Raw genomic sequence first — 24,858 nt, forward strand, 5'->3', positions numbered from 1 at the left:
GGATTTCAGCTCGTATTCAAGGCGTATCAAAGGGAGCATATTGAAATATGTGCCCTTTGATGCAACGCAGAAGACGAGCTGAAAGACAAGCAAGATTGAGGAATTATTTATTTCTGAGTCCCTTACCCCTGATGGTTTAAGGTTTAATGCATAAACAAGAAAAGGAGTTGTTTGTTGGCTGGTATACAGGAAATTCTCACACTGCTGCTGATCATCATTGGAATCATATTCATCCCAAGGATTATGTCCGGGGGACGAGTCAAAGACACAAAAAAACGCAAAAAAATTCATTTGTCAGGCCGAATGCGCCTCAGCATTATTCTTTCCATCATCACGCCCCTAGTCGCAGCACTGATACTCAAACCCTGGGCACACAATTTCGTCGGCTTTATTTTGGCAGGAATCATTCCTGTTGCAGCAGGATGGGCAGCGTACTGGATTATTTCAGGATTTAAAAACCACAACAACGACCCAAGGGGCAGAAAATAGAAAAGGCACGCCCTCCGGCAGGGGGGGGCGGAGTGTCAAAAGACATCAGCCTGTTATCTACAGAACGGTTACATTAACTGCAACAGTCCCTTTCTGTCCATTTTCAATCTCAAACGAAACCCGGTCTCCCTGGCTCAGGGGTTTGAAACTCGTTGAATTTATACCCGTATGATGGACATATACATCCGGACCGTTTTCCTGCTCAATAAAACCAAAGCCCTTTGAGTCATTAAACCATTTTACGATGCCTTCAGCCATCGCGACAACCTCCCTGTCATATTTAAAATTTAAAATTATTTTCCTATTATTTATTTTTATAATGTGTTATTATTCTTTTTTTAGTTAACCACCTGCACCTTCCGGTCGGTGCCTGCTGTATCGCGGTTGTGTCACCCCAGCCCCAATTCATGCAACAAAACTTACCTTGCCTAGACTGGCCTATTACGATGTAATGGGTGGGCGAATTCAGGAATATATATAATATGTCATTTGAAATTTTTGGCCTCAGGGCTGAACTGTTACGTGCCGTTGCGGCCGAAGGCTACAAAGAACCCACACCCATCCAGGACCAAGCCATCCCCGTTGTCCTAAGGGGAGAAGACGTGCTTGCAGGAGCCCAGACAGGCACGGGAAAAACCGCAGCCTTTGCTCTTCCCATCCTTGAGATGCTCAGCAAAACCAGCAAACGCACATACACCCCGCGGTGCCTGGTACTTGCACCAACTCGGGAACTTGCAGCCCAGGTCCAGGCCAGCTTTGAAAGCCTTGGCCGATCTCTCCATCTTCGGTCCACCGTTGTTTTCGGTGGTGTCGGCATTCAGCCCCAGATAGACAAACTCAAAAAAGGCGTCGACATCCTTGTTGCAACACCTGGCAGACTCCTTGACCATGCCGGACGAAGGACCCTGGATCTATCCAAGGTGGAAATTCTTGTCCTGGACGAAGCCGACCGGATGCTGGACATGGGATTTATCCACGACATTAAAAAGGTGTTAAAACTTCTGCCCGGGAAAAGACAGAACCTGCTCTTTTCCGCAACCTATTCGACCGAAATAAAACGATTTGCCGACGGCCTTCTCAACAACCCCAAGATCATTGAAGTTTCGGCATCCAACAAGGCTGCAGACGGAGTTACCCAAGCAGTTTATCCGGTTCAAAAGACAAAGAAACGAGAACTGCTCTCCACCTTGATCAGGAATGAAAACTGGACCAAGGTACTGGTATTCACCCGCACAAAACACGGTGCAAACCGGTTAACAAAACAGCTTATCACAGATGGAATCAAGGCTGCCGCCATACATGGCAACAAGAGCCAGTCCACCCGGACCCGGGCCCTTGCCGACTTCAAGAATGGAAGCATCAAAGCCCTTGTGGCGACTGACATTGCAGCAAGGGGACTTGATATTGACATGCTTCCCCATGTGGTCAACTACGATCTTCCCAACGTACCAGAGGATTATGTCCACAGAATTGGACGGACAGGTAGAGCCGGCGCCACCGGCATCGCCCTTTCCCTTGTTTGCAGTGACGAGCAGAAACAGCTCAAAGAGATCCAGAGACTTCTCAAACACAACATCCCGGTAAAAACCATGGACGGCTTTTTCCAGGTACAGGAGACTCCAGCCAAGCCCGCCGAGTTCCGCAACAAAAGGCCGGCCGGGCAAAACAGATCCGCCCAGTACCGTCGTTAATCCTCCAGATTGCGCACCCTGATTTAAGGCAGCTCAGACCTCCGGGCCTGGGCTGCCTGTCCTCTTTTTTCCGGTGGTTAATAAACCCAAAACATACAGACAATACCCATTGATGCTCAAACAGACTCCCCATGACAGGGTGCAAAGGGTCATTCAAACAGTCCGACAAAAACACCGGTCATGGAAATTAATCTTCAGCCCCTTCCATTTTTTTGTTGACACACCCCACGTTTTAGAGTTATAAACCCCTCGAATCAAACGTTGGGCGTCCTCGAAAATTGAGCCTTCCAGCAGATAATTCAACGAACAATGCCGAAGTGGTGGAATAGGTAGACACGCACGCTTGAGGGGCGTGTGGGGCGACCCGTGGGAGTTCAAGTCTCCCCTTCGGCACCAATATATAAGAGCCATTGGAACATAATTTGTTTCAGTGGCTCTTTTTTGTTTGAGAAAACAGGGCACAGAAACAAGGGCTATTGCCGCACCCTGTTCAACAGCTTAATTTCTAATTCTCAAGTTTAAAAGAAACCTTTAATTTCGTGCGATAGGCCACAATTCTGTTGGCCTCCAGGCGCATGTCCATCATGATGACCTCGGCAACACGAATGTCCCTTACGGAGTTGTCCACGGTTGCGATGGCAGCTTTTGCAGCGTCTTCCCAGGATTTCTCAGACATCCCTACGACTTCGATGATTTTGTATACACTGTTTTCCATTTGCATCTCCTTTGGGGGAGGGGAAAAACGCTCTCCGACCCCATGATATTATTGATGGCTTCTTTTTTGAATTGCCCTTGTTGATCATTGAAACAAAGAACAGCAGGTTGCCCGCCAAACATACTTGTAAAATACATCACTAAAGACATGGCCAAAGACTCTGGGGATACGATGGTTATTATAATAACAGGTCAGTTCCATCCATGTAAAGGGGTTGCGAAAAAAAAATAGCCAGTTAACGATATCCAGGGGCCGTCACCGACCCCTGGACAGTTTTCATTTAATCAAAGGCCATTTCAGTTTTCCACTCTTTCCAGACATTACCGACCAAGTCAGGTCCGGGCTTGAGAACAGCCTTGCCCGGGCGCCAGCCGGACGGGGTCGCCTCGGTTCCCTTGGAGGCCCTGACAAGCTGAAAAGCCTGAATCTGCCGGAAGGTCTCGCTGACATTTCTTCCCACAGGCGGGGTCAACACTTCAAACCCCTGGACAATGCCATCAGGATCAATAAGAAACCGGCCCCGGGCTTCAACACCTGCATCCTCATCATAAACCCCATAGACCGTTCCAACCTTCCCACCGGCATCGGACAGCATGGGAAAGGGAACCCCGCCTTCAACCATTTTGGACAATTCATGGTCATTCCACATCTTGTGTACAAATATGCTGTCAATACTCATGGACAACACCTCTACGCCAAGATCCTTGAACTCAGAATATTTTTCAGCAACTGCTGAAATTTCTGTGGCTCATACAAAGGTAAAGTCACCAGGATAAAAACAGAGAACAACCCATTTGCCAAGGTGATCTGACAATTTGACATTAGTGAATTTACCATTTTGATATCCGGGTGCTGTAAAGTCAGGTGCTTTTCTGCCAACCTTTATCATGGATGAGACCTCCTTTTTTTCAGTTTCAATTTCAGATTTTTTTTCAGGAACCGTTTCTCCCACCGGACCACCCGTTGGTCGGGCACATCCAGCCTTTAGTTCTTCCCCCATAAATCCTCCTCTATCTAATAGTTATGGAATAAAGCAAATACGACGATTGAAATAGATAAAAGCCTGATTAAAACACTCAGGCTATAGTATTTTTATATACTTAGCTTTCCATCGGTGCAAGGGGAATCTATAATTAAGCATTCCACCGAATAGCTCTATTTTTCTTGACAAAAACCTGATTCCTCTCTATTTATGTCCTAAGTCTATTCTCATAAGTCTTCCTTTTTTCAAAAATAGAACCAACACACAAAAGGAGAAAAATGAAGATGACCGAACTGGAGCCCTTGAAGCTCGCCACGACCATGATCGCAGGCAATGGGGAAATAAAAGTCTGCCAGGACCATGGCAAGGTATTAGGAGAAAAATTATAATTAATCCGCTGTTAAAACCAGTCAGCCGCTGCGCTTTGTAAAATAGCCGGCGGCTTTTTTGATTCAACCACTAAATAGTGTTTGAATGAAAACCTGTGTTTGGATAAAAACTTGCCCATATGCAAGGCGCAAGCAAAGCTGAAACCGGAGTGTACTGGAGTACATGAGGATTTCAGATTTATGCAGCAACGCGGCAGATGGGTGAGTTTTCGTTCAAACACTAAATAGTTGACAAACCAGAGACCCATTACAGCCATGACCGACTTTGATCCATCAAAAATACTGCATTCCCACTTTAACGTCCCGCAGATCAAACGATTTGCCATTCATTTCATCTGTGGGGCAATACTACTTTTGTCGTGTACCAGAGTCGGTCTTGCCGACACTGAAAAAAACACATTGAAACTTGTCCATGCAGTCATGTGTGAAGAGATTGAGAATTATCTTCCCGTCTATCCTGCCGTGGTCTTTTCCATTGCCCAGGAAAAAATCATCTGTTTTACCACCTTTGATCCCGTGCCGGAAACAATGGATATTTTTCACAAGTGGTACAAAAGAGACCACCTGGTATCACTGGCCAAACTCACCCTGAAGCCTCCAAAATGGTCTTCGTTCTCCAGCATGCAACTCAGAAACCTTGACAAAGGACCCTGGCGGGTCGACATCGAGAATGCAGACGGACTTATACTTAAAACCCTTCGTTTCAGTATCTCAGACTAACTACCATGGACACTATTACCAACATCATCTCCGGGCTGCGCTGGCAGGATCTTTTTGATATTTTATTCAACAGTTACGTCCTGTTCCGTCTCTATGTCCTGTTCCGCGGCACCAACGTCATCAGGGTGCTCATCGTTATCAGCCTTCTTTGGTTTGTGCAGCAAACCGCACTTGCCATGGGACTGATCATTACAAGCTGGGCCATACAGGGGATCATCACCATTGGCGCCTTTGTAATTATCATTGTGTTCAGAAATGAAATTTCAAGTGTTCTCCAGACCAAAAGCTTTAAGTCTTTCTTCTGGGGAATTCCCCGGCATCAGTTTCAAACTCCCGTGTCCATTATTGTTGAAAGTGTATATGAACTGTCCCGGAGAAAACTCGGTGCCCTGATTGTTCTGCCTATGAAACAGGGACTTGAGAGCTGTGTCCAGGGAGGAATTTCATGGCAGGGAAAACTCTCCCGGGAGATGCTGGTAAGCATTTTCTGGCATGACAACCCGGTCCATGACGGTGCCGTCATCATCCAGGGAAACCAGGTAACCGATGTGGGAGTAATTTTACCCCTGTCCAAACGTCAGGACCTGCCCTCTTATTTTGGAACCCGCCACCGGGCTGCCATGGGACTTGCAGAACAGAGTGATGCCAGGGTCATCGTGGTGTCTGAAGAGACAAGAAAAATATCCCTGCTCAAAGAAAACCGAATCTACGACATCAATGACAGCCATGTTCTAGAGACATTGTTGAACGGTGACCTGGGTACAGAACCCTCCCATACAGGGGTAAGACGTCGAACAATGGAACTGACCATCGCCGCCGTGATTTGCCTTTTCAGTGTTACCGGAGTCTGGCTCAGTTTCTCCAGGGGCGTTGAAATCCTGGCAAACCGGGAGGTACCCATTGAGTTCACAAACCTTCAACCGAAAATGGAGATCAACACATCTTCATTCAACAGCGTAAAACTCCTGGTCAGTGGCGCAAGGCCCCTGATTCAGTCCATGGGTCTGGATCAGATCAAGGTTAAAGTCGACATCTCAAAAGCTGTTCCAGGGCCCAATGTGATAACCATCGAAAAAAGCAATATCCTTCTCCCCCCTGGTATCCAGTTAAAACAGGTGGAACCTTCACAGGTCGAGGTCACCGTGGATATCCTTGAGAATAAAAGCCTGGTTGTTCAACCCGACTGGACAGGAAAACTCAAGGAAGGACTCATTCTTGAATCCACAAGGGCCGTTCCGGAAACCGTTATGGTGACCGGTGCAAGCCTTGGATTAAAGGAGATATCAACCCTGTTCACTCAACCCATCCCACTTGAAGGCATCACCGCCTCAGGCAACCTGTCAACTGGTTTTGATCTGGGTCAGTCAAACCTCAAACTGATGGAGCCTGCCAAGAAAAACGTCGTCATTTACTATCAGGTAAAACATCGTGCCGGGCCAGAGATCCCACCTTCACCCGATACACCCTGACCCAGGTCAGGGACTGGTCCGGGGTCTTTTTCATACTGGGAGTCAGGATAATGCCCCTGGTCAGGAATGCTGTTTGAGCTGACTGGTGATCTGCTGGACAAGGACCAGGGAAACAAAACTCATGGCCGCACCGCCGATAAAAGGAATCCTGTAATCCACGATCCAGAGCATGCCGCCGATGACTGGCAGTACCACGGCGGCGATGTGATTGATGGTGAACCCCACAGCCATGCTCGGAGCAATATCCTCAGGATCTGAAATCTTCTGGAAAAAAGTCCGGATGGCAATGGCAAAATTAAAGAAAATGTGATCAAAGATATAGAGAATCGCCACCACCCACTTGGAATCCACCACAGCATAGGCCAGAAAGACAAGGATAAGGCTGAAATACTCCAGTGAAAGAACCCGCCGCTCCCCGAACCGGACAATGCATCGCCCAATGAAAGGGCTTAAAAAATAGTTGACCACATTGTTGACAAAGAAAAGCACAGCGATTTCCTGGATAGAGAACTGAAATTTCTTGACCAGGAGAAACACGGCAAAGGCTATGAAAATCTGTCGCCGGGCCCCGGCCATAAAGGTTAAGGCGTAAAAAAGCCAGTATTTTCGTTTAAAAACCATATCCTTGCGCTGCACCGTCAGTTCCTTGTCCGTGGGATTTCTGGTCAAGGCCCAGCAGCCTGCGCCGATGATTACGGCTCCGCACACCAGGTAAATCTGGGCATAGGAAAGAAGCGGCGCCAGGACAAAGACAAAGGTGCCGGCAACGATGTTGCTCACAGCGGCAAGACTTCTTAAGCGCCCAAACACAAGGGGCGCCGTGAGGGTATCAAAGTATTGCAGAGTCATGGACTGGTTGGTGGTTTCAAAATAATGAAACCCGAAACTCATCACAAGTGTGGTTAACATCAGGCCGTAGAAACTCGGATAGATACCCGTTGCCGCCACGCCAACGCCCATGATGATAACAGAAAGAGCCGACAGTCTGTGTTCCTTGAAGATCAGGAGCACATAGACCACCAGAAGCGAAAGAAAACCCGGAATCTCCCTCACAGACTGCAGCACGCCCACATGCTCACCATCCAGATGGATCACATTCACGGCAAAATTATCAAAAAGGGTCCGCCACACATGGAGCCCGCCTGTTGAGGCGATGACAAGCACCATGAGATAGAGGTACATGGGATTTTTTTTCAAATCCATCGGTTGATTTTTCATAGACCTTCCATACAGGATTTCATCCAAACCCACAATCTCTTTTACATGGGGCGGCCCGGGACCACAGGATCTTATTATTGACCCGATTCCCCATTACATGTAAGGTCCGATCAGGAAGTCAAGTTACCGGGAGAAGAGCACTACATGCAGATTATCTCAACTATCCTGCCCATTTTTTTCGTCATTTTTCTGGGATGGGCAGGCAGAAAAAAACGATTCATTCCAGACGGGTTTATTGGTCCGGCCAATCAACTGGTCTACTATATCGCCATTCCCGCCATGATCTTTGGAGCCGTGGCAAAGGCCTCGTTTTACGAGGCGTTTAATCCCGTCATCCTCGCGGTCACCCTTTTTACCATTTTCATGATATCTGCCTTGTCCTGGGCCATGGCAAATGCCTTAAAAATCCCCACAAGGACCAAAGGAACTTTTATCCAGACGACCTTCCATGGAAACCTTGAATATGTCGGGCTGGCCGTTGTCTTTTATTCCCTTGGCGATTCAGGTCTTGCCGCAGCAGGCATATTTGCAGGCTTTATCATGATTTTCCAGAATATTCTGGCCGTGTTTGTACTGGAGTTCCATGGAACGGACAGAAACCAGCGGGACAACATCCTTATGACCAACGCCCAGCGGATCATCGGCCATCCGGTTATTCTTTCGGCGGTATCGGGTATTGTTTTTTCCATATTTAAAATCCCCATCCCCCTGATCGTGGAACGAACTCTGGATATTCTGAGCGGCATGGCACTGCCCCTGGCCCTTTTGCTCATTGGCGCTTCCCTTTCGTTCAAATTGATCCGGACAAACCTGTCCAGCGTCCTTGGAGCGAGCTTGTTCAAACTGATCCTCATGCCCGGGCTGGGACTTGTCCTGTTTCAGTTCTTTGAAATTCCCCAGAACGAATTTCGCCCTGTTTTTATCCTGCTCTGCTCGCCCACAGCAACCCTTGCCTATGTCATGGCACGGGAGATGAACGGGAATGCCGAGTTTGCCGTTGCCGCCATCAGCGCCTGCACTATGCTGTCGGCAATCACTTTTACCCTGTGGCTGCATTTTTTATCCTGACATAGTTTAACGGAGGTCCCAAAGGATGACGACAAAAGATATTGTGCAGAAAACCGTACTGTTGACCATGGTTTTTCTGATATCGGCCCTGTTTCTGAACATGATCCATGAGTTCCTCATGCCCATGTTCATGGCAAGTCTGTTTTCGGCCATGGCAAGTCCTGTCCACCAGTGGCTGACCCGGCACCTCAGGGGAAGGGAAAACCTGGCCTCTGTGATCGTGATCGCAGGCGTTGTTCTGCTGATTATCGTCCCTCTCTCCATGCTCGTGGGGGTGGTGGTAACCCAGGCCATCAATGTGGGTCAATCAGTCACACCCTGGGTGCAGTCGTTCATCAATGAGCCAACAACCTTTACCCATTACCTGGAAAAAATCCCCTATTACGAACAGATCCTGCCCTACCGGGACGTAATCATCCAGAAAGCAGGGGAACTTGTGGGCAACATTTCCTCTTTTTTGATCAACTCCCTCTCCTCTGCCACCAAGATGACCATGAATGCCCTTTTCGGATCCATCATCATGCTCTATGTGATGTTCTATTTCCTCACAATGGGCAATGTACTCCTCGATCGCATCCTCTATTTTCTGCCCCTCAAGGACAGTGATGAACGGGCACTGCTGCTGCGTTTCACCTCAGTTACCCGGGCCACCATCAAGGGAACCATTATCATCGGCATCGTGCAGGGATTCATCTGCGGCCTTGCCTTTGCCCTGGCCGGAATCAAGGGACCTGTATTCTGGGGAAGCATCATGGCCGTCACATCCATCATACCGGCCGTTGGAACAGCCCTGGTGTGGGGACCGGCCCTGATTATCCTTGTACTCATGGGAAAATTTACCGGCGTGATCATACTGGCTGTACTCTGCGGAGTTGTGGCGGGAAATCTTGACAATGTGTTGCGGCCCAGACTGGTGGGTAAGGATACAAAGATGCACGACCTTTTCGTCCTGTTCGGCACCCTCGGCGGGATCACCATGTTCGGACTTCTGGGCATCATCATCGGTCCAATTATTGCCGCATTGTTTATCACTATCTGGGGAATCTATGGCACGGCCTTTAAGGACTATCTGCCCAGGGTCGGCCCCGGCCCCAAAGCATGACAAAAATACTATAAACGCAAAAAAGCCCCAATGAAATCAATCAAAGGGGCTTTCCTTACATATATTCACTTAAAACCATTCACCCCAAAGGGGATCATGATTTTAATGCGGTATACTTTTTACTAAACTACGGTAACATTACCCGCAGCCGGTCCTTTCTGGCCTTGTTCTACGTCAAATGTTACCTTGTCGCCTTCATTAAGGGACTTGAAACCAGTGGCGTTGATGCTTGAGTGATGAACGAAAAGATCCTCTCCATTCTCCTGCTCAATAAAACCAAAACCCTTTGAATCGTTAAACCATTTTACTGTTCCGTTAGCCATGTGACAATCTCCTATGAAATTAAGTTTAATTGTTCCAAACTTGAGGTAGTTGTCACACATGCGTGTTTGTTCGACAAATTATTTTTCCCCTAAGTGCGAAACAGGCAGTTCTGGAATTAGAACATGCCGTATTATGTTTTTCAGATCCATGGTGCGCCCGGCAGGATTCGAACCTGCGGCCTGCGGATTCGAAGTCCGACGCTCTATCCAGCTGAGCTACGGGCGCATATTGAATCTATTTGTAAATGGGGTGAGTGAAGGGGCTCGAACCCTCGACTTCCAGGACCACAACCTAGCGCTCTGCCAACTGAGCTACACCCACCACAAACAAACCCCTAACTTATAGCAGTTAAAAATACAGATTGCAACCTATTTTTTTAAACTCCCATAAAAATCATTGCCAAACCCGGCAAAAACCACCATAACAATTCCATGACTTTCAAAGGATTCCTCTTTATCATTGCAAGCGCCCTGTTCCACGTGCTGTGGAACTCAACGCTCAAAAAAAGCCATGACAAACCAAGCGCCGTCCTCCTCATGATGGTGGTAACCGTGTCCGGCCTTGCCCCCTATGTATTGTGGCATTATCCCATGGAAGTGATCCTTGCCCCGGCACCGCTCTTAAGCGCCCTCAGCGCTGGCTTCTTCTTTTTCCTCTACCAGTATTTTGTAGCATTGTCCTATGAAAAGGGGGAGCTGAGTCTGGTCTACCCATTGACCGTTACCGGGCCGGTTTATATTGTTCTGTGGAGCCATCTGTTCCTTGGCGAACGGATCTCTGCCGGCGGAGCCCTTGGCATCTTCCTGATCATCTATGGCGCAGTGACCCTCCAGACCCGGCAGTTCACCGTTTTCTCCATGGACTCAACAACACTGGCAGGCAATCGGGCTGGTGTACTAACAGCCCTTGGCGCCGCTTTTTTTTACTCGTTCGGCGCCATTGCCGACAAAATCGGCGTAACCCACGGCAACGTTGCCGTGTACACCATGAACCTTTCCGTGTTCATGCTCATATTCCACCTCCTGCGAATGATCTTCCAGCGGCAGATGGGCCTTGTCATCCGAGCGTTCGCAGCCGCTCCTTTGACCCTCCTGGGGGGTGGTCTGGTGATGCTGCTCTCCTTTGTCTCGTTTCGAATGGGACTTCAGGAGGCCTACGCCAGCTACGCATCGGCCCTGCGCCAGATCAGCACCATTTTCAGCCTTGCCATTGGCTACCTTGTGTTCCGGGAGGTCCTGACCGTGGGAAGAACCATCAGTGCCTGCCTCATTGTTGCAGGCGCCGTTCTCATCAAAGTGGGATGACTAACCGGGAACTTAACCCGGTTTATAAGGGGTGGCCCTGATTCCACAAGATTCCTCGTTTAATTTCATGCCAACGCTGGAAACCCGAGGCGGTTCATAAAGGGTACCCTGGCCCACGGGGAATTTGATATTGACCATTGACCAAAGTTTGACTATGATTTCCCCCTATCACCCCTTAATAAGGATGCAAAACAAACATGAACAATTTCTACATATTTATTGTAAGACTAATACTCGGGCTTGTGTTTGGAGTTTTAATTGCCAGAATCTTCAGGCCTGACTGGAGCATCTTTGCAGGTGCCCTCACGGGCATCGGACTGGTAGGTGCTGCTTATCTTATGGAAATGATCAAAAAACGCAAACCCAAAAAGTAAACAGGAGCCCTGACCTTGAACCAGATCATACTAGGCACCGCAGGCCACATTGACCATGGAAAAACCAGCCTGATCCGGGCGTTAACCGGCATTGAAACCGATCGCCTTAAAGAGGAAAAGGAGCGAGGTATCACCATTGAGCTGGGATTTGCCTCCATCACCCTGCCCAACGGCGAGATTGTCGGCATCGTGGATGTTCCGGGCCATGAACGGTTCATAAAAAACATGGTGGCAGGGGCCAGCGGCATCGATCTTGTGGCCATGGCAATTGCCGCAGACGAGGCCGTCATGCCCCAGACCCGGGAGCACATGGAAATCTGTACCCTCATGGGCATTAAATACGGGTTCATTGCCCTTACCAAGATAGATCTGGTGGACGAAGAGCTCATGGAACTTGCCATTGAGGATATCCAGGAGTTCACCCGGGGAACCTTTCTCGAGGATGCCCCCATTGTTCCGGTCTCGTCGACCACGGGCCAGGGCCTTGATCTGTTCCGCACCACCCTTGACCGCATCTGTCATCAAATTCCGGAACGGCCCTTTTCGCCGATATTCCGCCTGCCAGTGGACCGGGTTTTCTCCATGAAAGGCTTTGGCACGGTCATTACCGGCACCCTTGCGTCGGGCAAAATCGATACCGGAGAAAACATCATGATTTTCCCGTCACGGATCACCTCCAAGGTGCGGGGCATCCAGGTCCACGGACAAAGCGTTGACACGGTTGCAGCAGGCACCCGGACGGCCATCAATTTCCAGGGGCTGGACAAGGAGGCGATCAACCGGGGGGATGTTCTGTCGACCCCGGACACCCTGCACCCCAGCCACATGGTGGATGCAGAACTTATCTACCTTGCGACCAACCCGAAACCGGCCAAGGCAAGAACCCGCATACGCTTCCATTCCGGAACCAGCGAAATTCTCGGCAACCTGGTGCTCCTGGACAGGGAAGAACTGCAACCGGGAGATACAGCCTGTGTCCAGATCCGCCTGGAATCCCCAGTATGCTGTCTCAAGGGGGACCGATTTGTCCTCAGAAGCTACTCACCCATCAAGACCCTTGGTGGGGGTCAGGTCTTAAACCCCATGCCCAAAAAACACAAACTCTTTGACGAAAAAATCATCCAGGGACTATCCCGCCTGATCTCAAGCAGCGATGAGGAGACCCTCTCGTTCTTCATAGAAGAAAGCGGATTCCAGGGAGCTCCCTTTTCCGACCTGAGGCTGATGACCCATATTTCAGATAAAAAGCTCGACACAGTGCTTCAGAAAATGCTTGCCAATCGAACCGTTGTCCTGGCCGACAAGGACCGGCGCATCTTTGTGCATGGCAAGATGTTCGACCTGCTTGCGGCCCAGATGGAAGAAAAACTTGCCGAATACCACCGGAACAACCCCCTGAAAGAAGGAATGCCCAAGCAGGAGCTCAAATCTAAATTCAGGGCGCTGAGGGACAAGGATTCAAAACTGTTTCCCCTTGTAATTGCGAGGCTTGCCAAGGACGGCAAGGTTGAACAGGAGCAGAATACGGTCAGGCTTGCCACCCATGAGGTGGCCCTTGAAATCGACCAGGAAGAGGTCAAACAGAAAATTGCCGCCATCTACCAAAATGCCGGGCTTACCCCGCCCTTTTTCAGAACCATCTGCACAGACCTGGACGTGGACCAGAAAAATGCCACGGATGTCCTCCACATGCTCATCGACGAGAAAATCCTTGTCAAGACCAAGGACGACCTCTACTTTGACGCCCGGGAGATTGAGAAGCTTGAAACGGCCCTTGTGACGGTTCTCAAGGAAAAGGGAGAAATAACCACCCCTGAATTCAAGGATATGACAAATATATCCAGAAAATATGTGATTCCTTTGATCGAATATTTTGACTCGATCAACCTGACCATCCGCGTTGGTGACACAAGGCAACTCAGGAAAAAAAACTGATGGTTTAAATGATTTTAAATACAAGGATTGATCCACCATGACAATGAGTGCCCTATTGAAACAAAGGGGTTCAGTTCGCAGTTTTCTGGACCGACCCGTACCCCGGGAAACCCTGGTCAACATATTTACCACGGCCCAGTTAGCCCCCTCCAACTGCAATGTCCAGCCCTGGCAGGTTTATGTTGTTTCAGGAGCAAAAAAAGACGAACTCAAGGACAGGTTGGTCAAGGCGGTGATGACCGGCATGGAGCCAAATCCCGATTTTGACTGGCGGGTCAAATACAGGGGCATCCACCGGGATCGCCAGTTTGGATCGGCAAACGCCCTTTATTCGTCAATGGGAATTGACCGCAAGGACAAACAGGCCAGGATGCTTGCCATGCTGCGCAACTGGACCTTTTTTGACGCCCCCCATGCCCTGTTTTTAACCATGGAGCGCTATCTTAACATCATGGGGGCCGTTGATATGGGCATCTATGCCCAGACACTTGCCCTGATCATGGAAGAACACGGCATTTCAAGCTGTTTCCAGGGTGCCCTGGGTCAGTTTCCTGATCCTGTGAGGAACTTTTTAAACATCCCGGAACAACAGGGCATCCTCTTTGGCATGTCCTTTGGCTACAAGGACGACACCGCCCAGGTCAACGCCACCAGAACCGATCGGGAACCCCTTGAAAATTCCGTTGTTTTTTGTGAATAACCGGCACGGCCGAAGCAGGTTATCTGCCCTCGTCCACAAAAAAGAATACGCGTCTCTGATTGCAATACCTTGGTCAACGTTTCCCATACCCCTGGATCACCAACAGCAAAACCAGGAGGGCAACCCTATCCATCACTGCCCGAGGATGATGTCGACAAAGGCGGAAACAATCGTGTCAAGGAAAAGCCGACCGTCCAGGGTGAGGAAAAACCTCTGATTGACAACCCTGCCCCAGGCCTTGGCCTCGCAATCTGTGACAACCGCATCGAACATCTTCAGGAACCCCTGGTTTGAAATGCAGTCAAACTTTGTCAAATCAACACCCATGGAAGTCCTGAGTCCCAGCATGATCATTTCCATCAATATCTGATCGTTTGCCAGGGTTTCCGTTTCTGCAACCGGAAGCCGTCCGGCACCAAGATCTGAGGTATAGCGGCAAACATCCGCGTGGTTCCAGAACCTTGTCCCGTTTTCAAACGAATGGGCCGAAGGTCCAAACCCCAGATAGGGCGCGTGGTTCCAGTACTTTTGATTGTGTCGTGATTGAAATGACACACCCGCGGCAAAGTTGGAAATCTCGTAGTGGAGATACCCATGCCCTTCAAGAAAGGTGGAGGTCAGTTTAAACAGCCCTGCCACCGAACCATCGTCCAGGGGAGTGATGGCGCCCTGTTCAACAAGGCGGTGCATGGGAGTGCCCGGCTCATAGGTGAGCATGTAGCAGGATAGGTGCTCTGGTTGAAAGACAAGGGCACTGTCAAGGTCCTTGACCCAAGCCCCTTCGGTATCACCTGGAAGACCATAGATCAGATCCAGCCCCAGGTTGTCAAACCCGGTATCTCTGGCCTGTTGCAATGCCTGCCGGGCAACGGCTGCCGAGTGGATTCGGCCCATGAAATCAAGCCGTTCATCGTCAAAGGATTGAACACCGATGTTCAGGCGATTGATCCCGGAGTCCTGAATCTTGCCAAAATAATCTGCGTTGACCGTTCCAGGGTTGACCTCCAGGGTGGTTTCACACCCTTTGGATACCGTAAAATTTTCACCAATGGCAGTGAGGATCTCCTGAATCTGGCCAGGCAACAAAAGGGATGGAGTGCCGCCGCCAAAATAAATAGTATCAACAATGGCACGCCGATCCTTGCACATGGCAATCTCACTTAAAAGGGCTTTCACAAAAGCGCGTTTAAGGGAAAGGTCGTCAATGGAATAGAAATCACAGTAGGCGCATTTTCTGACACAAAAGGGAACATGGACGTAAATGGCAGTAACATCAGACAAAACGTTTCATCATCCCATCGATCATTTCGTCCACATTCTCCTGGGTGATCCCGTGGAGCTCACAGGTCTGCCTGACCCTTGACAAAAGGCTTGGATCCTGCATATCCTTTGGCTCCCTGAACATGCCCGTACGCCGTCCCACCTGGTAAAGGACCCGGTCCTGGGCATCCATGTTAAGAAAACTGTCAACCGCGGCTATCATGGCAGCTTTGTCCCGGGGAAGTCTGCCCTCCACCGTCTCAATGAGATTGAGGATATGATCGCTTTTGACCGTGGAGGTGATACCCTCAAGGCAGTCAAGAAAGAGTCTCAATTCCCGGGCAATCATCAGGTCTGTGCATCGCTCAAATCCGCCTTGGCTATGGATTTCGGCAAGGGGGCTTTTCGACGGAAGGGCCAGGGTTCTGAGACGTATGAAGTCTGGGTTGATCTGATTCAGGGCATCGGCACTCTCCCTTGCATGCTCTTCAGAAAGTGCAGCGCCGCCAAGACCGGGCATCACATATTCCGACAATTCCATCCCTGCATTTCGCACCCTTAGCCCTGCCTTGATGTGGGTTGCCTTGTCTGCTCCTTTTTTCACCATGGCAAGCACCTTGTCAGAGCCGGATTCAAGTCCGATATGAATTCTGCCAAGCCCTGCCCGGGCGATTTGTTCCAGATCATGGGGCTTGATCCGGGCAAGGGTGTGGGAGCGGGCATAGGAGGTAATCCGTTGGACCGTGGGAAAACAGGTCTTGATGTGGGTAAGAACGGTCACAAGGTCGTCAGGTTTCATGATCAGGGAGTTGGCGTCCTGGAGAAAAATAGATTCCATACCCGAAGCATACCAGTTCCAGGCCGCACTAAAGGCGGTACGGTCATTTGATTCAAGGCGGTCAAACATGCGTTTGATCCTGGGCATGTCCACCCTGCCGGTTTTTTCCACCTCCTTGACAATGGCCGTAACATGGCCACTGACAAGATCGATGTCCTGGATGATATTTTCAACGGACCTGAGGGAAAATTTTCTGCCCTTGTAAACGGCACAGAAGGTACACCGGTTCCACGGACAGTTCCGGGTCAGTCGAATCAAAAGACTTTGGGATTCACTTGGCGGCCGGATCGGCCCCTGTTCAAAACCTGAATATTGATCTTGTTTCATTTTTAAGCCTTTTTTTTTGCCGGATGTTCCCGATCGTCATATTAATAATTATACTATACTTAACCATGCACAAAGACCATGTCAATGGGTTGTCACCCTGTGATTGTCTTTGACAACGGATACAAAAAAAGGGTAAACCGCCCCATGGCAAACAACAACACCACAAAAAAAACCTGGCTGAAACGAATAGCCATTGCCCTGGGCACCCTGCTTTTGATCCTGTCAGCCCTTACATCCCTGGGGCTATGGCAGATGAACCGCTTTGTTCACACACCTGCTGACCAATCAGGCAAACAACAGATCATTATCATCAAACCCGGCAAAAGCCTCAAGGGAATATCCCGACTGCTGGCCCACAAAAAAATCATTACCCAGGATATCCTCTTCAGGCTGCTGGTCCGCCACAGAAAAATGGCCACCAAGATTCAGGCTGGTGAGTACGGACTCTCCGCCTCCATGACCCCGGAACAGATCCTGACCATTCTGGTAAAAGGCCAGGTCATGCTTCACCACATCACCATTCCCGAGGGGCTGAATCTTGAAGAAACCGCCAAACTTGTTGAACGGGCAGGGTTCGGCACCCGAAAAGATTTCCTGGACCTTGCAAGGGACCCCGGGTTTGCCGAACAACTCAAGGTCAGGGCAGCCACCCTTGAAGGTTACCTTTTCCCTGAAACCTATTTTTTTAGAAAAGACACCCCCCAGAAAAAGATCATCCAGCAGATGGTCCAACGATTCAATGTTGTCTATACCCCCCAATGGAAGCAGAGGACCCTGGACCTGGGATTTTCCGCCCATGAAATTGTCACCCTTGCCTCGATCATTGAAAAAGAGACCGGTAACAGCAGCGAGCGGCCCATTATCGCATCGGTATTCCACAACCGCTTAAAAAGAGGAATGCGCCTTGATTCCGATCCCACAGTGATCTATGGAATTCCTGATTTCAATGGAAATATCACAAGAAAAGACCTGCAGACAATCACACCCTACAACACCTACAAAATCAAGGGACTTCCAGCAGGACCCATTGCAAATCCTGGGAAATTCTCCCTTGGGGCAGCACTTTTTCCTGCTAAAACCGACTTTCTCTACTTTGTATCCAAAAAAGATACCACCCACAAGTTTTCAAAAACCATCCAGGAGCACAACAAGGCCGTCCGCCGCTACCAGCTTGGAAGATAGCTGACATTTTCTTCACCAAAGGTACATGCTCGACTGAGTTGATTCATGTCGCAATTCCAAAGAGCTTGCCATTCATGGCAGTTAATCCCAAACTGCCGCTCCTAGGGAAAATGCAACGGCCGACCAGACAGCCGCCTGTATGGGGTGGGCACCTAACGGCTCAGCGTTGTTTCAGATAGACAATAACAGCACCGCTCCGGCTTTTAAATTTTCTGTCCCACTCAAACCAGAGAACGATCCCCTCTTTTTTCAATCTCACCAGAAGGTCTTCAACCACATCGGGAAGCACTGCCCCAAACTCAGAATGGAGTCCCTTGCCCACGACAATGCTGACGGTGAACTCCCCTGCCCGCCAGGCTGTCCGGACAAAGGACTCCGAACGGACAACGGCACGGATGGCCGGATCCCCATGCAGATCCAGCTCTTCTTCGGGTGGGGGATAGCGTTTAAGCTGTTTTTTCAGCGGGACTGGCTCAGGAAAATCTTTTTCCCTTTTATCCCTTAAAAGGGCGGCACCGTTTTTACCCCTAAGGGAACGTTCAAGAAGGCTGGGAAAATCCTCATCATCTTCGATCTTTTGGGCCTTGGTTGCAAACAGCCTTGAAAGACTGGTTGATCGGGAAAGGATGGGCAGTCCATTCCGGTCGTTGGGGTTTGATTTCTGCCTTGACCCAGGTTCCGGCTCGACGGCTGAAACTGTGTCCGGGATTTGTTCACAGGACTGATCCGTTGCGGGCAACCCTGCTTCGGACATCTCCTTGAACATAAAAAAAAGGTCTTCCCCCCTGTCAAAAACAGGAATACCGTTCCGGTTCAACTGCTTTTTCAATTTGCGTGCCGATCCTGACTTCTTATTTTGTCTGTTTTTCCCTGACATGGAATAACTATAAATCCAGGCGATCGATCAGAACCTGACGAGGTTTCACCCCGTCTGATTGGCCGACAATCCCTTTTTTCTCCATGAGATCGATGATTCTTGCCGCCCTGTTATAACCGACTCTGAGGGCCCTTTGAACGCTTGAAATGGATGCCTGCCTTGTGGTAAAAACATACTCCAGGGCAGCCTGGTATTTTTCATCATAATCATCATCACCCATGTTAACGGTATCCATGGCCGAATCTTCTTCCCGTTCTGTGACCACGTCCATTACATACCGGGGTTTACCCTGGGCTTTTAAAAAATTGGTTATGGTAACAAGCTCTTCTTCCGAAAGGTAGGTCCCATGGACCCTGCTGAGACGTGCAGTACCAGGGGGAACAAAAAGCATATCCCCCCTGCCCAGAAGGGTTTCAGCGCCATTGGCGTCAATGATGGTTCTGGAATCGGTTTTAGACGAGACCTGAAACGATATCCGTGTGGGAAAATTGGCCTTTATGATCCCGGTCAGCACATCAACCGAAGGACGCTGGGTGGCAAGGATCAGATGAATGCCGGCAGCCCTAGCCATCTGGGCAATACGGGTCAATGAGAATTCAATGTCCTTGCTTGCGGTCATCATCAGGTCTGCAAGCTCATCAATAATGATGACAATATATGAAAACACCTCAAAGGTATCATCGTCATCATATTCAGACAAATCTGCTGTCTTTATTTTCTGATTGTACTGCTCAATATTTCTCACCTGGAGTTTGGCAAGCATCTCATACCTAAACTCCATTTCCCTTACCACCCACTGCAGAGCCGTGTTTGCCTTTTTCATATCAGTGATAACAGGCGTTATCAGGTGGGGAATATCATTGAACAAAGAAAGTTCAATGCGCTTGGGATCAATCATGATAAACTTAACTTCATCGGGTGATGATTTATAGAGAATACTTGTGATCATGGCGTTGAGCCCAACACTTTTACCTGTGCCCGTGGCCCCTGCGATCAGAAGATGGGGCATTTTTTCAAGTCCCACAACAACTGGATTGCCAACAATATCCTTACCCAGGCAGATGGGGATTTTAGAATCATTGTTTTTAAACTCATCTGAGCCAACAATGTCAATAAAGGGAACAATACTCATTTTTGCATTGGGTATTTCAACCCCGATAACATCCTTGCCGGGAATTGGGGCAACAATGCGAATACTCAGGGCACTCAGGGCAAGGGCCAGATCATCTGCCAGGTTTACGATCTTACTGATCTTGATTCCCGGAGCAGGCTTGTATTCAAAGGTGGTGATCACAGGCCCGGGCGACACTTCCATTACCTCACCCTTGATTCCAAAATAACCAAGTTTCTGTTCTAACAGTTCTGCATCCCTTCGTATGGCCTCATGGTCAACCTCTATCTCCACATCAGAGGTTTTAAGAAAATCCAGACAAGGCAGCTGAAATTCATCACTGCTGGTGGTGACGGACGCCATGGCACTTTTAAAATTTCTTCCCGGTGTATTAATCCGCAACTGATAGGAGGGCTCTTGGGACAAGACTATTGCGGATTCGATCAAAGATTCGGGTTCAGGTTCGGGTTTGGGTTCAGGTTCAGGCCCTGTGACTGGTTCTTCCAACGGCTCTGACCCTGGCGCCAAGACCGGTTCTTCCAATGTGGCTGGCGTTGTTTCAATTTTTGTTTTTTCCAATGGCCCGGGCTCTGACTGTTCCACCGGGATTTCCACCAACGCTGGCTCTGGGTCCATTGCCTGGGTTAGGCTTTGCTCGGATTGTTTTTCCATGGACGGCTGTTGCTGAAAGTCTTCTTGTGCGGGCGCCGGATCTGGTAACGTTTCTGCCATATCTTCTATTTTCCGGGAAAATGAAAGACTTTCAGTAATCCGCTTTAAATCCTCTGAAATAACATCCCTGAGGGATATTTTTTTCTTTTCCAGTATCTGCTTGTAGGTTTCACCCGACTTGCGCTGGTCCAGATAAAGCGCCTTTGTCTGTTCATGTTCTTTCACAAGGGCATTATATCTGTTCTCAAGTTGAACATACCTATCGGATAGATTCAACTTGGACATGAGCAGCGCTGCATATGGACTTACCGTTTCTCTGCCACCCAGGAATTTTTTTTCAACTTTTTCCATTTCATTGACCATCAGGTCTGCAATACGTTGCGCATTGGCCAATCCCATTTCATCATCTATTTTAAACTTGTATTCACCACATTCCGTTTTGATGATCAGGAGATCTTCATCGATACTGTATTTAAACTTTTTCACACGACCAACTCTTTTATGTTAGGGGTAAGACAAGCCAGAACATTAAATTAAGCTTTCTTCTATAGCACAATTAAAAAAGAGATGCCACTGCCACAAGGGAACACCCCCGTGCCATTCAACAATAAATAGGGCAGAATCTATTTCTGTCCAAGGGTTCAGAACTGTTTCACGCAAACAACGTCAGCCCCATTCAGGATTTTAAACTGCCTTTCCCATTCACACCAGAGCCCGCCCCCTTGTTTTATCTACTTTTATCTGACAGGGGACATTTTACCCGACAACGTCCCTTTTTTCAAGCAGATAGCCCCTCCTGATTGACTTTAAACATTCATACTGATAATGTACTCTGCTATGAATATAGGAAGCATTGTAGAATACATAGACCAGCAACGGATGATTTGCGCAGTTGTGTTACAGATCAAACAAAACAGGTTGCGCCTGCTCACCGAAAATAACCGTGAGGTAAACCTTTCAGCAAGCCGGCTGACCCATGTGTCTGAAGAGCCCCTTGATATGGCAGGCACCAGGGATTTTACCATCAAAGCGCTCAAGCGCACGGCACTGGCAAGGGAGGATCTTGCCGCAACCATCCAGGTCAAAGAGATGTGGGAACTTCTCCATGATGAGCAAGAAGAGATAGACGTTGCCACCATGACCAGTTTCTGCTTTGATCCGCCTTTAACCAGCGACCACAGGTCTGCCGTGGTAAGGGCCTTTTTCAACGACAGGCTCTATTTCAAGTTTGGCAAGGACGGATTTACGCCCTTTACCGAACAGCAGGTTGAAAGTTCACTCAGGCAACTTCGGGAGGCCGAAGCCCTGGAACGGCTGATTGAACAAGGCGGAACATGGCTAAAACAGGTTCTCAACAATCAGACGGTCAACAACCAGGAGATTGATCCCGGCATTCTTGATATTCTCAAGGCATATTATGTCTTTGAGAAAGAAAGTAAAGACGCCCACACGGCCAGGGCCATCCTGGCAAAGGCAGGGGCGGATTCAACGGATCAGATCTTTTCGGCCCTCGTACGAACGGGCATCTGGAACAAAGACGAGAACACCGACCTCATCCGCCTGGATATTCCCACAAATTTTCCTGACTCGGTGATGACCAAGACACAAACCATCATCGACGCAACCCTTGATCCCACAGCCGACCCGTTAAGATGCGATCTGACCAACCTTCCCATCATCACCATTGACGGTCAGTCTACCCTGGACTATGACGACGCCATCAGCCTTGAAAAAAAGGATGACGGCTACATCATCGGTATCCACATCATTGATGTGGCTTTTTTCATCAAGGACGACGATCCCATTGACCTGGATGCCAGGACAAGGGGCAGTTCCATCTACATGCCCGACGACAAGATCTCCATGCTTCCGCCGAGTCTTTCGGAAAACCTGTGCAGCCTCAAAGAGGGTGAGATCCGGCCGGGCATTTCAACCCTTGTCCACCTGAACCGTTTTTTTGAGATCACCGACTACCAGATCGTTACAAGCGTCATCAAGGTCCACAAACAGATGACCTACAGCGAAGCCAACATGCTCAACGGTGAGGATGAGCCCATCACGACCCTGTACAAGGCCGCCACCGTGCTCAGGGAAAAACGGCTCAAGGCGGGCGGTGTCCAGATCACCCTGCCGGAGGTAAACATCTGGATCGAAGACAACGGCGAAATCGGGATCTCCCGGGTTGACCGGGAAAACCCTGCACGCATGCTGATATCTGAAATGATGATCCTTGCCAACACCCTCATGGCCGATTTTCTGTCAACCCGCAAAGTTCCCGCCGTATTCAGATCCCAGCCCGACCCGAAGAAACGGCTTTTCCAAGGCATCGAAACCTCGTTGTTTCCCAACTGCATGCAGCGAAAACAGCTGAGCCGAGCCATCATTGGCACCAAACCCGAGAACCACTCAGGACTTGGTGTGAAAGCCTATGTCACGGCCACCTCCCCCATCCGACGGTACTACGACCTTCTCACCCAGCGACAGATCCGGAGCACCCTGGGGTATGAACCCGCATACACAAAGGAAGCGCTTGACGCCATTCTCCAGGTTGTCAAGGAGCCTGTCACCAACACGGGAAAAATCCAGTTCCAGCGACGCAGGTACTGGCTGCTCAGATATCTTGAAACCATGAAGGGGTCAACCTGTGAGGCGATTGTTCTGGATGCGCGAAGGGACTTTTACATGGTGATGCTCAAGGATTACATGCTTGAATGGAGAATTTCCTCATCCGGTCTCAACCTCAAGCCAGGGGACCTGATCAACGTCACCATCCAGCACGCAGATGCCAGAAGGGATCAGCTGTCTCTATTCGTTTAAATTCGGTCATTAGGGGACGTTTCTTCAACGCCCCCCTTTGGTTTTAATGCTTGAAACTTCTCTGTCCAGTGTAGACCATGGTGGCATCGTTCTCGTTGCACGCCTCAATGGACTCATAGTCATTTTGGGAACCGCCGGGCTGGATTACGCTCTTGATTCCCTGTTCAAGCCCCACATCAATTCCATCCCTGAACGGGAAGAAAGCGTCGCTCACCATGGTGGACCCGATCAGCCCGCCCTTGACCGCCTTGACCGCGGCTTCTATCTCGGCCCGCTTGTCCGCATCTTTCAGAGTATTGAACGGCGTTTGATGCCGCTCAAAGCTGTAGCGGTCCATGAGCTTCCGGTAGGCCTTGTCAACGGCTATCTCGGCAACACCCACCCTGTCTTGTTCACCGGTTCCAATACCCACGGTAACATTGTCCTTGACGTAAATCACGGAATTTGAGGTAACCCCGGATTCCACAAGCCAGCCAAAGAGCATGTCGCTGTACTCTTTATCCGTGGGTTTACGGTTTACCGTGTAGGTTTTATCCTTGTAAACCGTGGAGGCAAGGGTCAGAGCCTCTTTGGTGAGGGAGGTGGGCGCAAACGACCACTGGGCCACAAGCCCGCCGTCCATGAGGCTCTTGAAATCAAGAACCCGCTGGCCGATATAGGTTTTGAGTTTGTCCATGGCATTGATGCGGATGAGGCGAAGATTTTTTCTCTGGCCAAGGATCTCAAGCACGCCTTCCTCAAAGTCCGGCGCCACCACCACCTCGGCATACTGGTTGGCAATGGCCTCAGCCGTAATCTTGTCAACGGGCCGGTTAAGGGCGATGCACCCACCAAAGGCTGCAACCCTGTCTGCCATATACGCCTTTGAATAAGCCTGTTCCAGTGTCGCAGCCCGGGCAACGCCACAGGGATTGTTGTGCTTTACAATAACGGCACAGGGCATGTCTGAAAAATAGCGCAAAATGTTCAGGGCATTGTCCGCATCCGTAAGGTTGGTCTTACCGGGATGCTTGCCTGACTGGAGAAGCTCAAGGTCAGACACCAGGTAACGGCCCGGCTTTATGGTCTCAACATCGCCCAGAACAAGGTTGCCGTTAGCAAGGCGGTAAAGGGCCGCCTCCTGACCGGGGTTTTCACCGTACCTCAACCCCTTTTGAACGCCGTCAATGGTCCAGGCCACTTTTTCATAGACCAGGGTCTGGCGTTTACCCTTATCCACAAAGCTGATCTCCATGGTCGGGGTAAAATGATCGTCCATTACTGTTTTGTACATTTTTTTTAAATCTTCAACCAT

22 protein-coding genes and 3 tRNA genes are annotated in these 24,858 nt (G+C 49.4%); 13 read left to right on the plus strand and 12 right to left on the minus strand.

Going from position 1 to position 24,858, the window contains the following annotated elements; translation table 11 throughout:
- Nucleotides 1-174 precede the first annotated feature (174 nt).
- The gene (locus HRM2_RS27135) at nucleotides 175-489 is read left to right on the plus strand and encodes a hypothetical protein (protein ID WP_015905120.1); all 315 of its coding nucleotides are present in this window, start codon (nucleotides 175-177) and stop codon (nucleotides 487-489) included.
- A 57-nt stretch (nucleotides 490-546) separates the two neighbouring features.
- Here HRM2_RS27135 and HRM2_RS16200 read toward each other — a convergent pair whose 3' ends face one another.
- Nucleotides 547-747 (minus strand): cold-shock protein, encoded by a 201-nt coding sequence (locus tag HRM2_RS16200; protein WP_015905121.1) that lies wholly within the window; start codon nucleotides 745-747, stop codon nucleotides 547-549.
- Nucleotides 748-971: 224 nt separating this feature from the next.
- Here HRM2_RS16200 and HRM2_RS16205 point away from each other — a divergent pair, with 224 nt between their 5' ends.
- Together HRM2_RS16205 and HRM2_RS16210 are read left to right on the plus strand one after the other, a co-directional pair.
- Nucleotides 972-2,180, plus strand: a complete 1,209-nt coding sequence (locus HRM2_RS16205; protein ID WP_015905122.1) for a DEAD/DEAH box helicase — start codon at nucleotides 972-974, stop codon at nucleotides 2,178-2,180.
- A gap of 311 nt (nucleotides 2,181-2,491) precedes the next feature.
- A tRNA-Leu gene (locus HRM2_RS16210) sits at nucleotides 2,492-2,576 on the plus strand.
- A gap of 109 nt (nucleotides 2,577-2,685) precedes the next feature.
- Here HRM2_RS16210 and HRM2_RS16215 read toward each other — a convergent pair.
- Both HRM2_RS16215 and prxU read right to left on the minus strand, forming a co-directional pair.
- Nucleotides 2,686-2,895 carry a dodecin family protein gene (locus HRM2_RS16215; protein ID WP_015905123.1) on the minus strand — a complete coding sequence of 70 codons (210 nt, stop codon included), beginning with the start codon at nucleotides 2,893-2,895 and terminating at the stop codon, nucleotides 2,686-2,688.
- A gap of 280 nt (nucleotides 2,896-3,175) precedes the next feature.
- On the minus strand, nucleotides 3,176-3,895 hold the full coding sequence (prxU, locus tag HRM2_RS26110) for a thioredoxin-dependent peroxiredoxin (protein WP_015905124.1): 720 nt from the start codon (nucleotides 3,893-3,895) through the stop codon (nucleotides 3,176-3,178).
- A gap of 599 nt (nucleotides 3,896-4,494) precedes the next feature.
- Here prxU and HRM2_RS27390 point away from each other — a divergent pair.
- Together HRM2_RS27390 and HRM2_RS16235 are read left to right on the plus strand one after the other, a co-directional pair.
- On the plus strand, nucleotides 4,495-4,986 hold the full coding sequence (locus HRM2_RS27390) for a DUF2914 domain-containing protein (RefSeq protein WP_232364053.1): 492 nt from the start codon (nucleotides 4,495-4,497) through the stop codon (nucleotides 4,984-4,986).
- A 5-nt stretch (nucleotides 4,987-4,991) separates the two neighbouring features.
- Nucleotides 4,992-6,455, plus strand: coding sequence for a diadenylate cyclase (locus tag HRM2_RS16235; protein ID WP_015905127.1), 1,464 nt, complete (start codon nucleotides 4,992-4,994; stop codon nucleotides 6,453-6,455).
- A gap of 60 nt (nucleotides 6,456-6,515) precedes the next feature.
- Here the strand turns inward: HRM2_RS16235 and HRM2_RS16240 are convergent, their stop codons facing one another.
- A complete protein-coding gene (locus tag HRM2_RS16240; protein ID WP_015905128.1) occupies nucleotides 6,516-7,673 on the minus strand; it encodes an MFS transporter in 1,158 nt (385 codons plus the stop codon).
- Nucleotides 7,674-7,817: 144 nt separating this feature from the next.
- Between HRM2_RS16240 and HRM2_RS16245 the strand changes: the two genes are divergently transcribed.
- Both HRM2_RS16245 and HRM2_RS16250 read left to right on the plus strand, forming a co-directional pair.
- On the plus strand, nucleotides 7,818-8,741 hold the full coding sequence (locus tag HRM2_RS16245; protein ID WP_015905129.1) for an AEC family transporter: 924 nt from the start codon (nucleotides 7,818-7,820) through the stop codon (nucleotides 8,739-8,741).
- Nucleotides 8,742-8,766: 25 nt separating this feature from the next.
- Nucleotides 8,767-9,843 (plus strand): AI-2E family transporter, encoded by a 1,077-nt coding sequence (locus HRM2_RS16250; protein ID WP_015905130.1) that lies wholly within the window; start codon nucleotides 8,767-8,769, stop codon nucleotides 9,841-9,843.
- A gap of 122 nt (nucleotides 9,844-9,965) precedes the next feature.
- On the opposite strand, the gene HRM2_RS16255 is transcribed toward HRM2_RS16250, so the two are convergent.
- From HRM2_RS16255 to HRM2_RS16265, 3 genes are all read right to left on the minus strand, one after another.
- The gene (locus HRM2_RS16255) at nucleotides 9,966-10,166 is read right to left on the minus strand and encodes a cold-shock protein (RefSeq protein ID WP_041273325.1); all 201 of its coding nucleotides are present in this window, start codon (nucleotides 10,164-10,166) and stop codon (nucleotides 9,966-9,968) included.
- Between the two features lie 149 nt (nucleotides 10,167-10,315).
- A tRNA-Arg gene (locus HRM2_RS16260) sits at nucleotides 10,316-10,392 on the minus strand.
- Between the two features lie 20 nt (nucleotides 10,393-10,412).
- Nucleotides 10,413-10,488: transfer RNA gene (locus HRM2_RS16265), tRNA-His, on the minus strand.
- Nucleotides 10,489-10,598: 110 nt separating this feature from the next.
- Here HRM2_RS16265 and HRM2_RS16270 point away from each other — a divergent pair.
- From HRM2_RS16270 to HRM2_RS16280, 4 genes are all read left to right on the plus strand, one after another.
- Nucleotides 10,599-11,471, plus strand: coding sequence for a DMT family transporter (locus HRM2_RS16270; protein WP_015905132.1), 873 nt, complete (start codon nucleotides 10,599-10,601; stop codon nucleotides 11,469-11,471).
- Between the two features lie 197 nt (nucleotides 11,472-11,668).
- Nucleotides 11,669-11,845 (plus strand): hypothetical protein, encoded by a 177-nt coding sequence (locus tag HRM2_RS27140; RefSeq protein WP_015905133.1) that lies wholly within the window; start codon nucleotides 11,669-11,671, stop codon nucleotides 11,843-11,845.
- A gap of 15 nt (nucleotides 11,846-11,860) precedes the next feature.
- Complete coding sequence (selB, locus tag HRM2_RS16275; RefSeq protein WP_015905134.1) at nucleotides 11,861-13,780, plus strand: selenocysteine-specific translation elongation factor; 1,920 nt, start codon at nucleotides 11,861-11,863, stop codon at nucleotides 13,778-13,780.
- 37 nt (nucleotides 13,781-13,817) lie between these two features.
- Entirely contained in the window at nucleotides 13,818-14,480 is a 663-nt protein-coding gene (locus tag HRM2_RS16280) for a nitroreductase (protein ID WP_015905135.1), read from the plus strand.
- Between the two features lie 132 nt (nucleotides 14,481-14,612).
- Here HRM2_RS16280 and hemW read toward each other — a convergent pair whose 3' ends face one another.
- Complete coding sequence (gene hemW / locus HRM2_RS16285; RefSeq protein WP_015905136.1) at nucleotides 14,613-15,761, minus strand: radical SAM family heme chaperone HemW; 1,149 nt, start codon at nucleotides 15,759-15,761, stop codon at nucleotides 14,613-14,615.
- Nucleotides 15,754-16,905 (minus strand): radical SAM protein, encoded by a 1,152-nt coding sequence (locus HRM2_RS16290; RefSeq protein WP_015905137.1) that lies wholly within the window; start codon nucleotides 16,903-16,905, stop codon nucleotides 15,754-15,756. Before HRM2_RS16290 ends, hemW begins: the two co-directional genes overlap by 8 nt.
- A 78-nt stretch (nucleotides 16,906-16,983) precedes the next feature.
- On the opposite strand from HRM2_RS16290, the gene mltG reads away from it, so the two are divergent.
- Nucleotides 16,984-18,087, plus strand: a complete 1,104-nt coding sequence (gene mltG / locus HRM2_RS16295; RefSeq protein WP_015905138.1) for an endolytic transglycosylase MltG — start codon at nucleotides 16,984-16,986, stop codon at nucleotides 18,085-18,087.
- A gap of 160 nt (nucleotides 18,088-18,247) precedes the next feature.
- On the opposite strand, the gene HRM2_RS25415 is transcribed toward mltG, so the two are convergent.
- Complete coding sequence (locus HRM2_RS25415) at nucleotides 18,248-18,916, minus strand: Smr/MutS family protein (RefSeq protein WP_187149267.1); 669 nt, start codon at nucleotides 18,914-18,916, stop codon at nucleotides 18,248-18,250.
- Nucleotides 18,917-18,971: 55 nt separating this feature from the next.
- A complete protein-coding gene (locus tag HRM2_RS16305; protein WP_015905140.1) occupies nucleotides 18,972-21,233 on the minus strand; it encodes a DNA translocase FtsK in 2,262 nt (753 codons plus the stop codon).
- 351 nt (nucleotides 21,234-21,584) lie between these two features.
- On the opposite strand from HRM2_RS16305, the gene HRM2_RS16310 reads away from it, so the two are divergent.
- Nucleotides 21,585-23,564 (plus strand): ribonuclease catalytic domain-containing protein, encoded by a 1,980-nt coding sequence (locus HRM2_RS16310; RefSeq protein ID WP_041273326.1) that lies wholly within the window; start codon nucleotides 21,585-21,587, stop codon nucleotides 23,562-23,564.
- Nucleotides 23,565-23,607: 43 nt separating this feature from the next.
- On the opposite strand, the gene HRM2_RS16315 is transcribed toward HRM2_RS16310, so the two are convergent.
- Nucleotides 23,608-24,858: a PurH1 gene (locus tag HRM2_RS16315; RefSeq protein ID WP_015905142.1), complete on the minus strand. Its 1,251-nt coding sequence runs from the start codon at nucleotides 24,856-24,858 to the stop codon at nucleotides 23,608-23,610.

It is taken from the genome of Desulforapulum autotrophicum HRM2, assembly GCF_000020365.1.
Lineage (GTDB): Bacteria > Desulfobacterota > Desulfobacteria > Desulfobacterales > Desulfobacteraceae > Desulforapulum > Desulforapulum autotrophicum.

What these genes read in the sequence shown, in the direction of transcription:
- HRM2_RS27140 (WP_015905133.1), top strand. Translation starts at nt 11,669, where the DNA reads ATGAACAATTTCTACATATTTATTGTAAGACTAATACTCGGGCTTGTG.
- mltG (WP_015905138.1), top strand. Translation starts at nt 16,984, where the DNA reads ATGTCAATGGGTTGTCACCCTGTGATTGTCTTTGACAACGGATACAAA.
- HRM2_RS16240 (WP_015905128.1), bottom strand. Translation starts at nt 7,673, where the DNA reads ATGAAAAATCAACCGATGGATTTGAAAAAAAATCCCATGTACCTCTAT.
- HRM2_RS16290 (WP_015905137.1), bottom strand. Translation starts at nt 16,905, where the DNA reads ATGAAACAAGATCAATATTCAGGTTTTGAACAGGGGCCGATCCGGCCG.
- HRM2_RS16200 (WP_015905121.1), bottom strand. Translation starts at nt 747, where the DNA reads ATGGCTGAAGGCATCGTAAAATGGTTTAATGACTCAAAGGGCTTTGGT.
- HRM2_RS16310 (WP_041273326.1), top strand. Translation starts at nt 21,585, where the DNA reads ATGAATATAGGAAGCATTGTAGAATACATAGACCAGCAACGGATGATT.
- HRM2_RS16270 (WP_015905132.1), top strand. Translation starts at nt 10,599, where the DNA reads ATGACTTTCAAAGGATTCCTCTTTATCATTGCAAGCGCCCTGTTCCAC.
- HRM2_RS16245 (WP_015905129.1), top strand. Translation starts at nt 7,818, where the DNA reads ATGCAGATTATCTCAACTATCCTGCCCATTTTTTTCGTCATTTTTCTG.
- HRM2_RS16250 (WP_015905130.1), top strand. Translation starts at nt 8,767, where the DNA reads ATGACGACAAAAGATATTGTGCAGAAAACCGTACTGTTGACCATGGTT.
- HRM2_RS16205 (WP_015905122.1), top strand. Translation starts at nt 972, where the DNA reads ATGTCATTTGAAATTTTTGGCCTCAGGGCTGAACTGTTACGTGCCGTT.
- HRM2_RS16280 (WP_015905135.1), top strand. Translation starts at nt 13,818, where the DNA reads ATGACAATGAGTGCCCTATTGAAACAAAGGGGTTCAGTTCGCAGTTTT.
- HRM2_RS16315 (WP_015905142.1), bottom strand. Translation starts at nt 24,858, where the DNA reads ATGGTTGAAGATTTAAAAAAAATGTACAAAACAGTAATGGACGATCAT.
- HRM2_RS16215 (WP_015905123.1), bottom strand. Translation starts at nt 2,895, where the DNA reads ATGGAAAACAGTGTATACAAAATCATCGAAGTCGTAGGGATGTCTGAG.
- HRM2_RS16255 (WP_041273325.1), bottom strand. Translation starts at nt 10,166, where the DNA reads ATGGCTAACGGAACAGTAAAATGGTTTAACGATTCAAAGGGTTTTGGT.
- HRM2_RS16235 (WP_015905127.1), top strand. Translation starts at nt 4,992, where the DNA reads ATGGACACTATTACCAACATCATCTCCGGGCTGCGCTGGCAGGATCTT.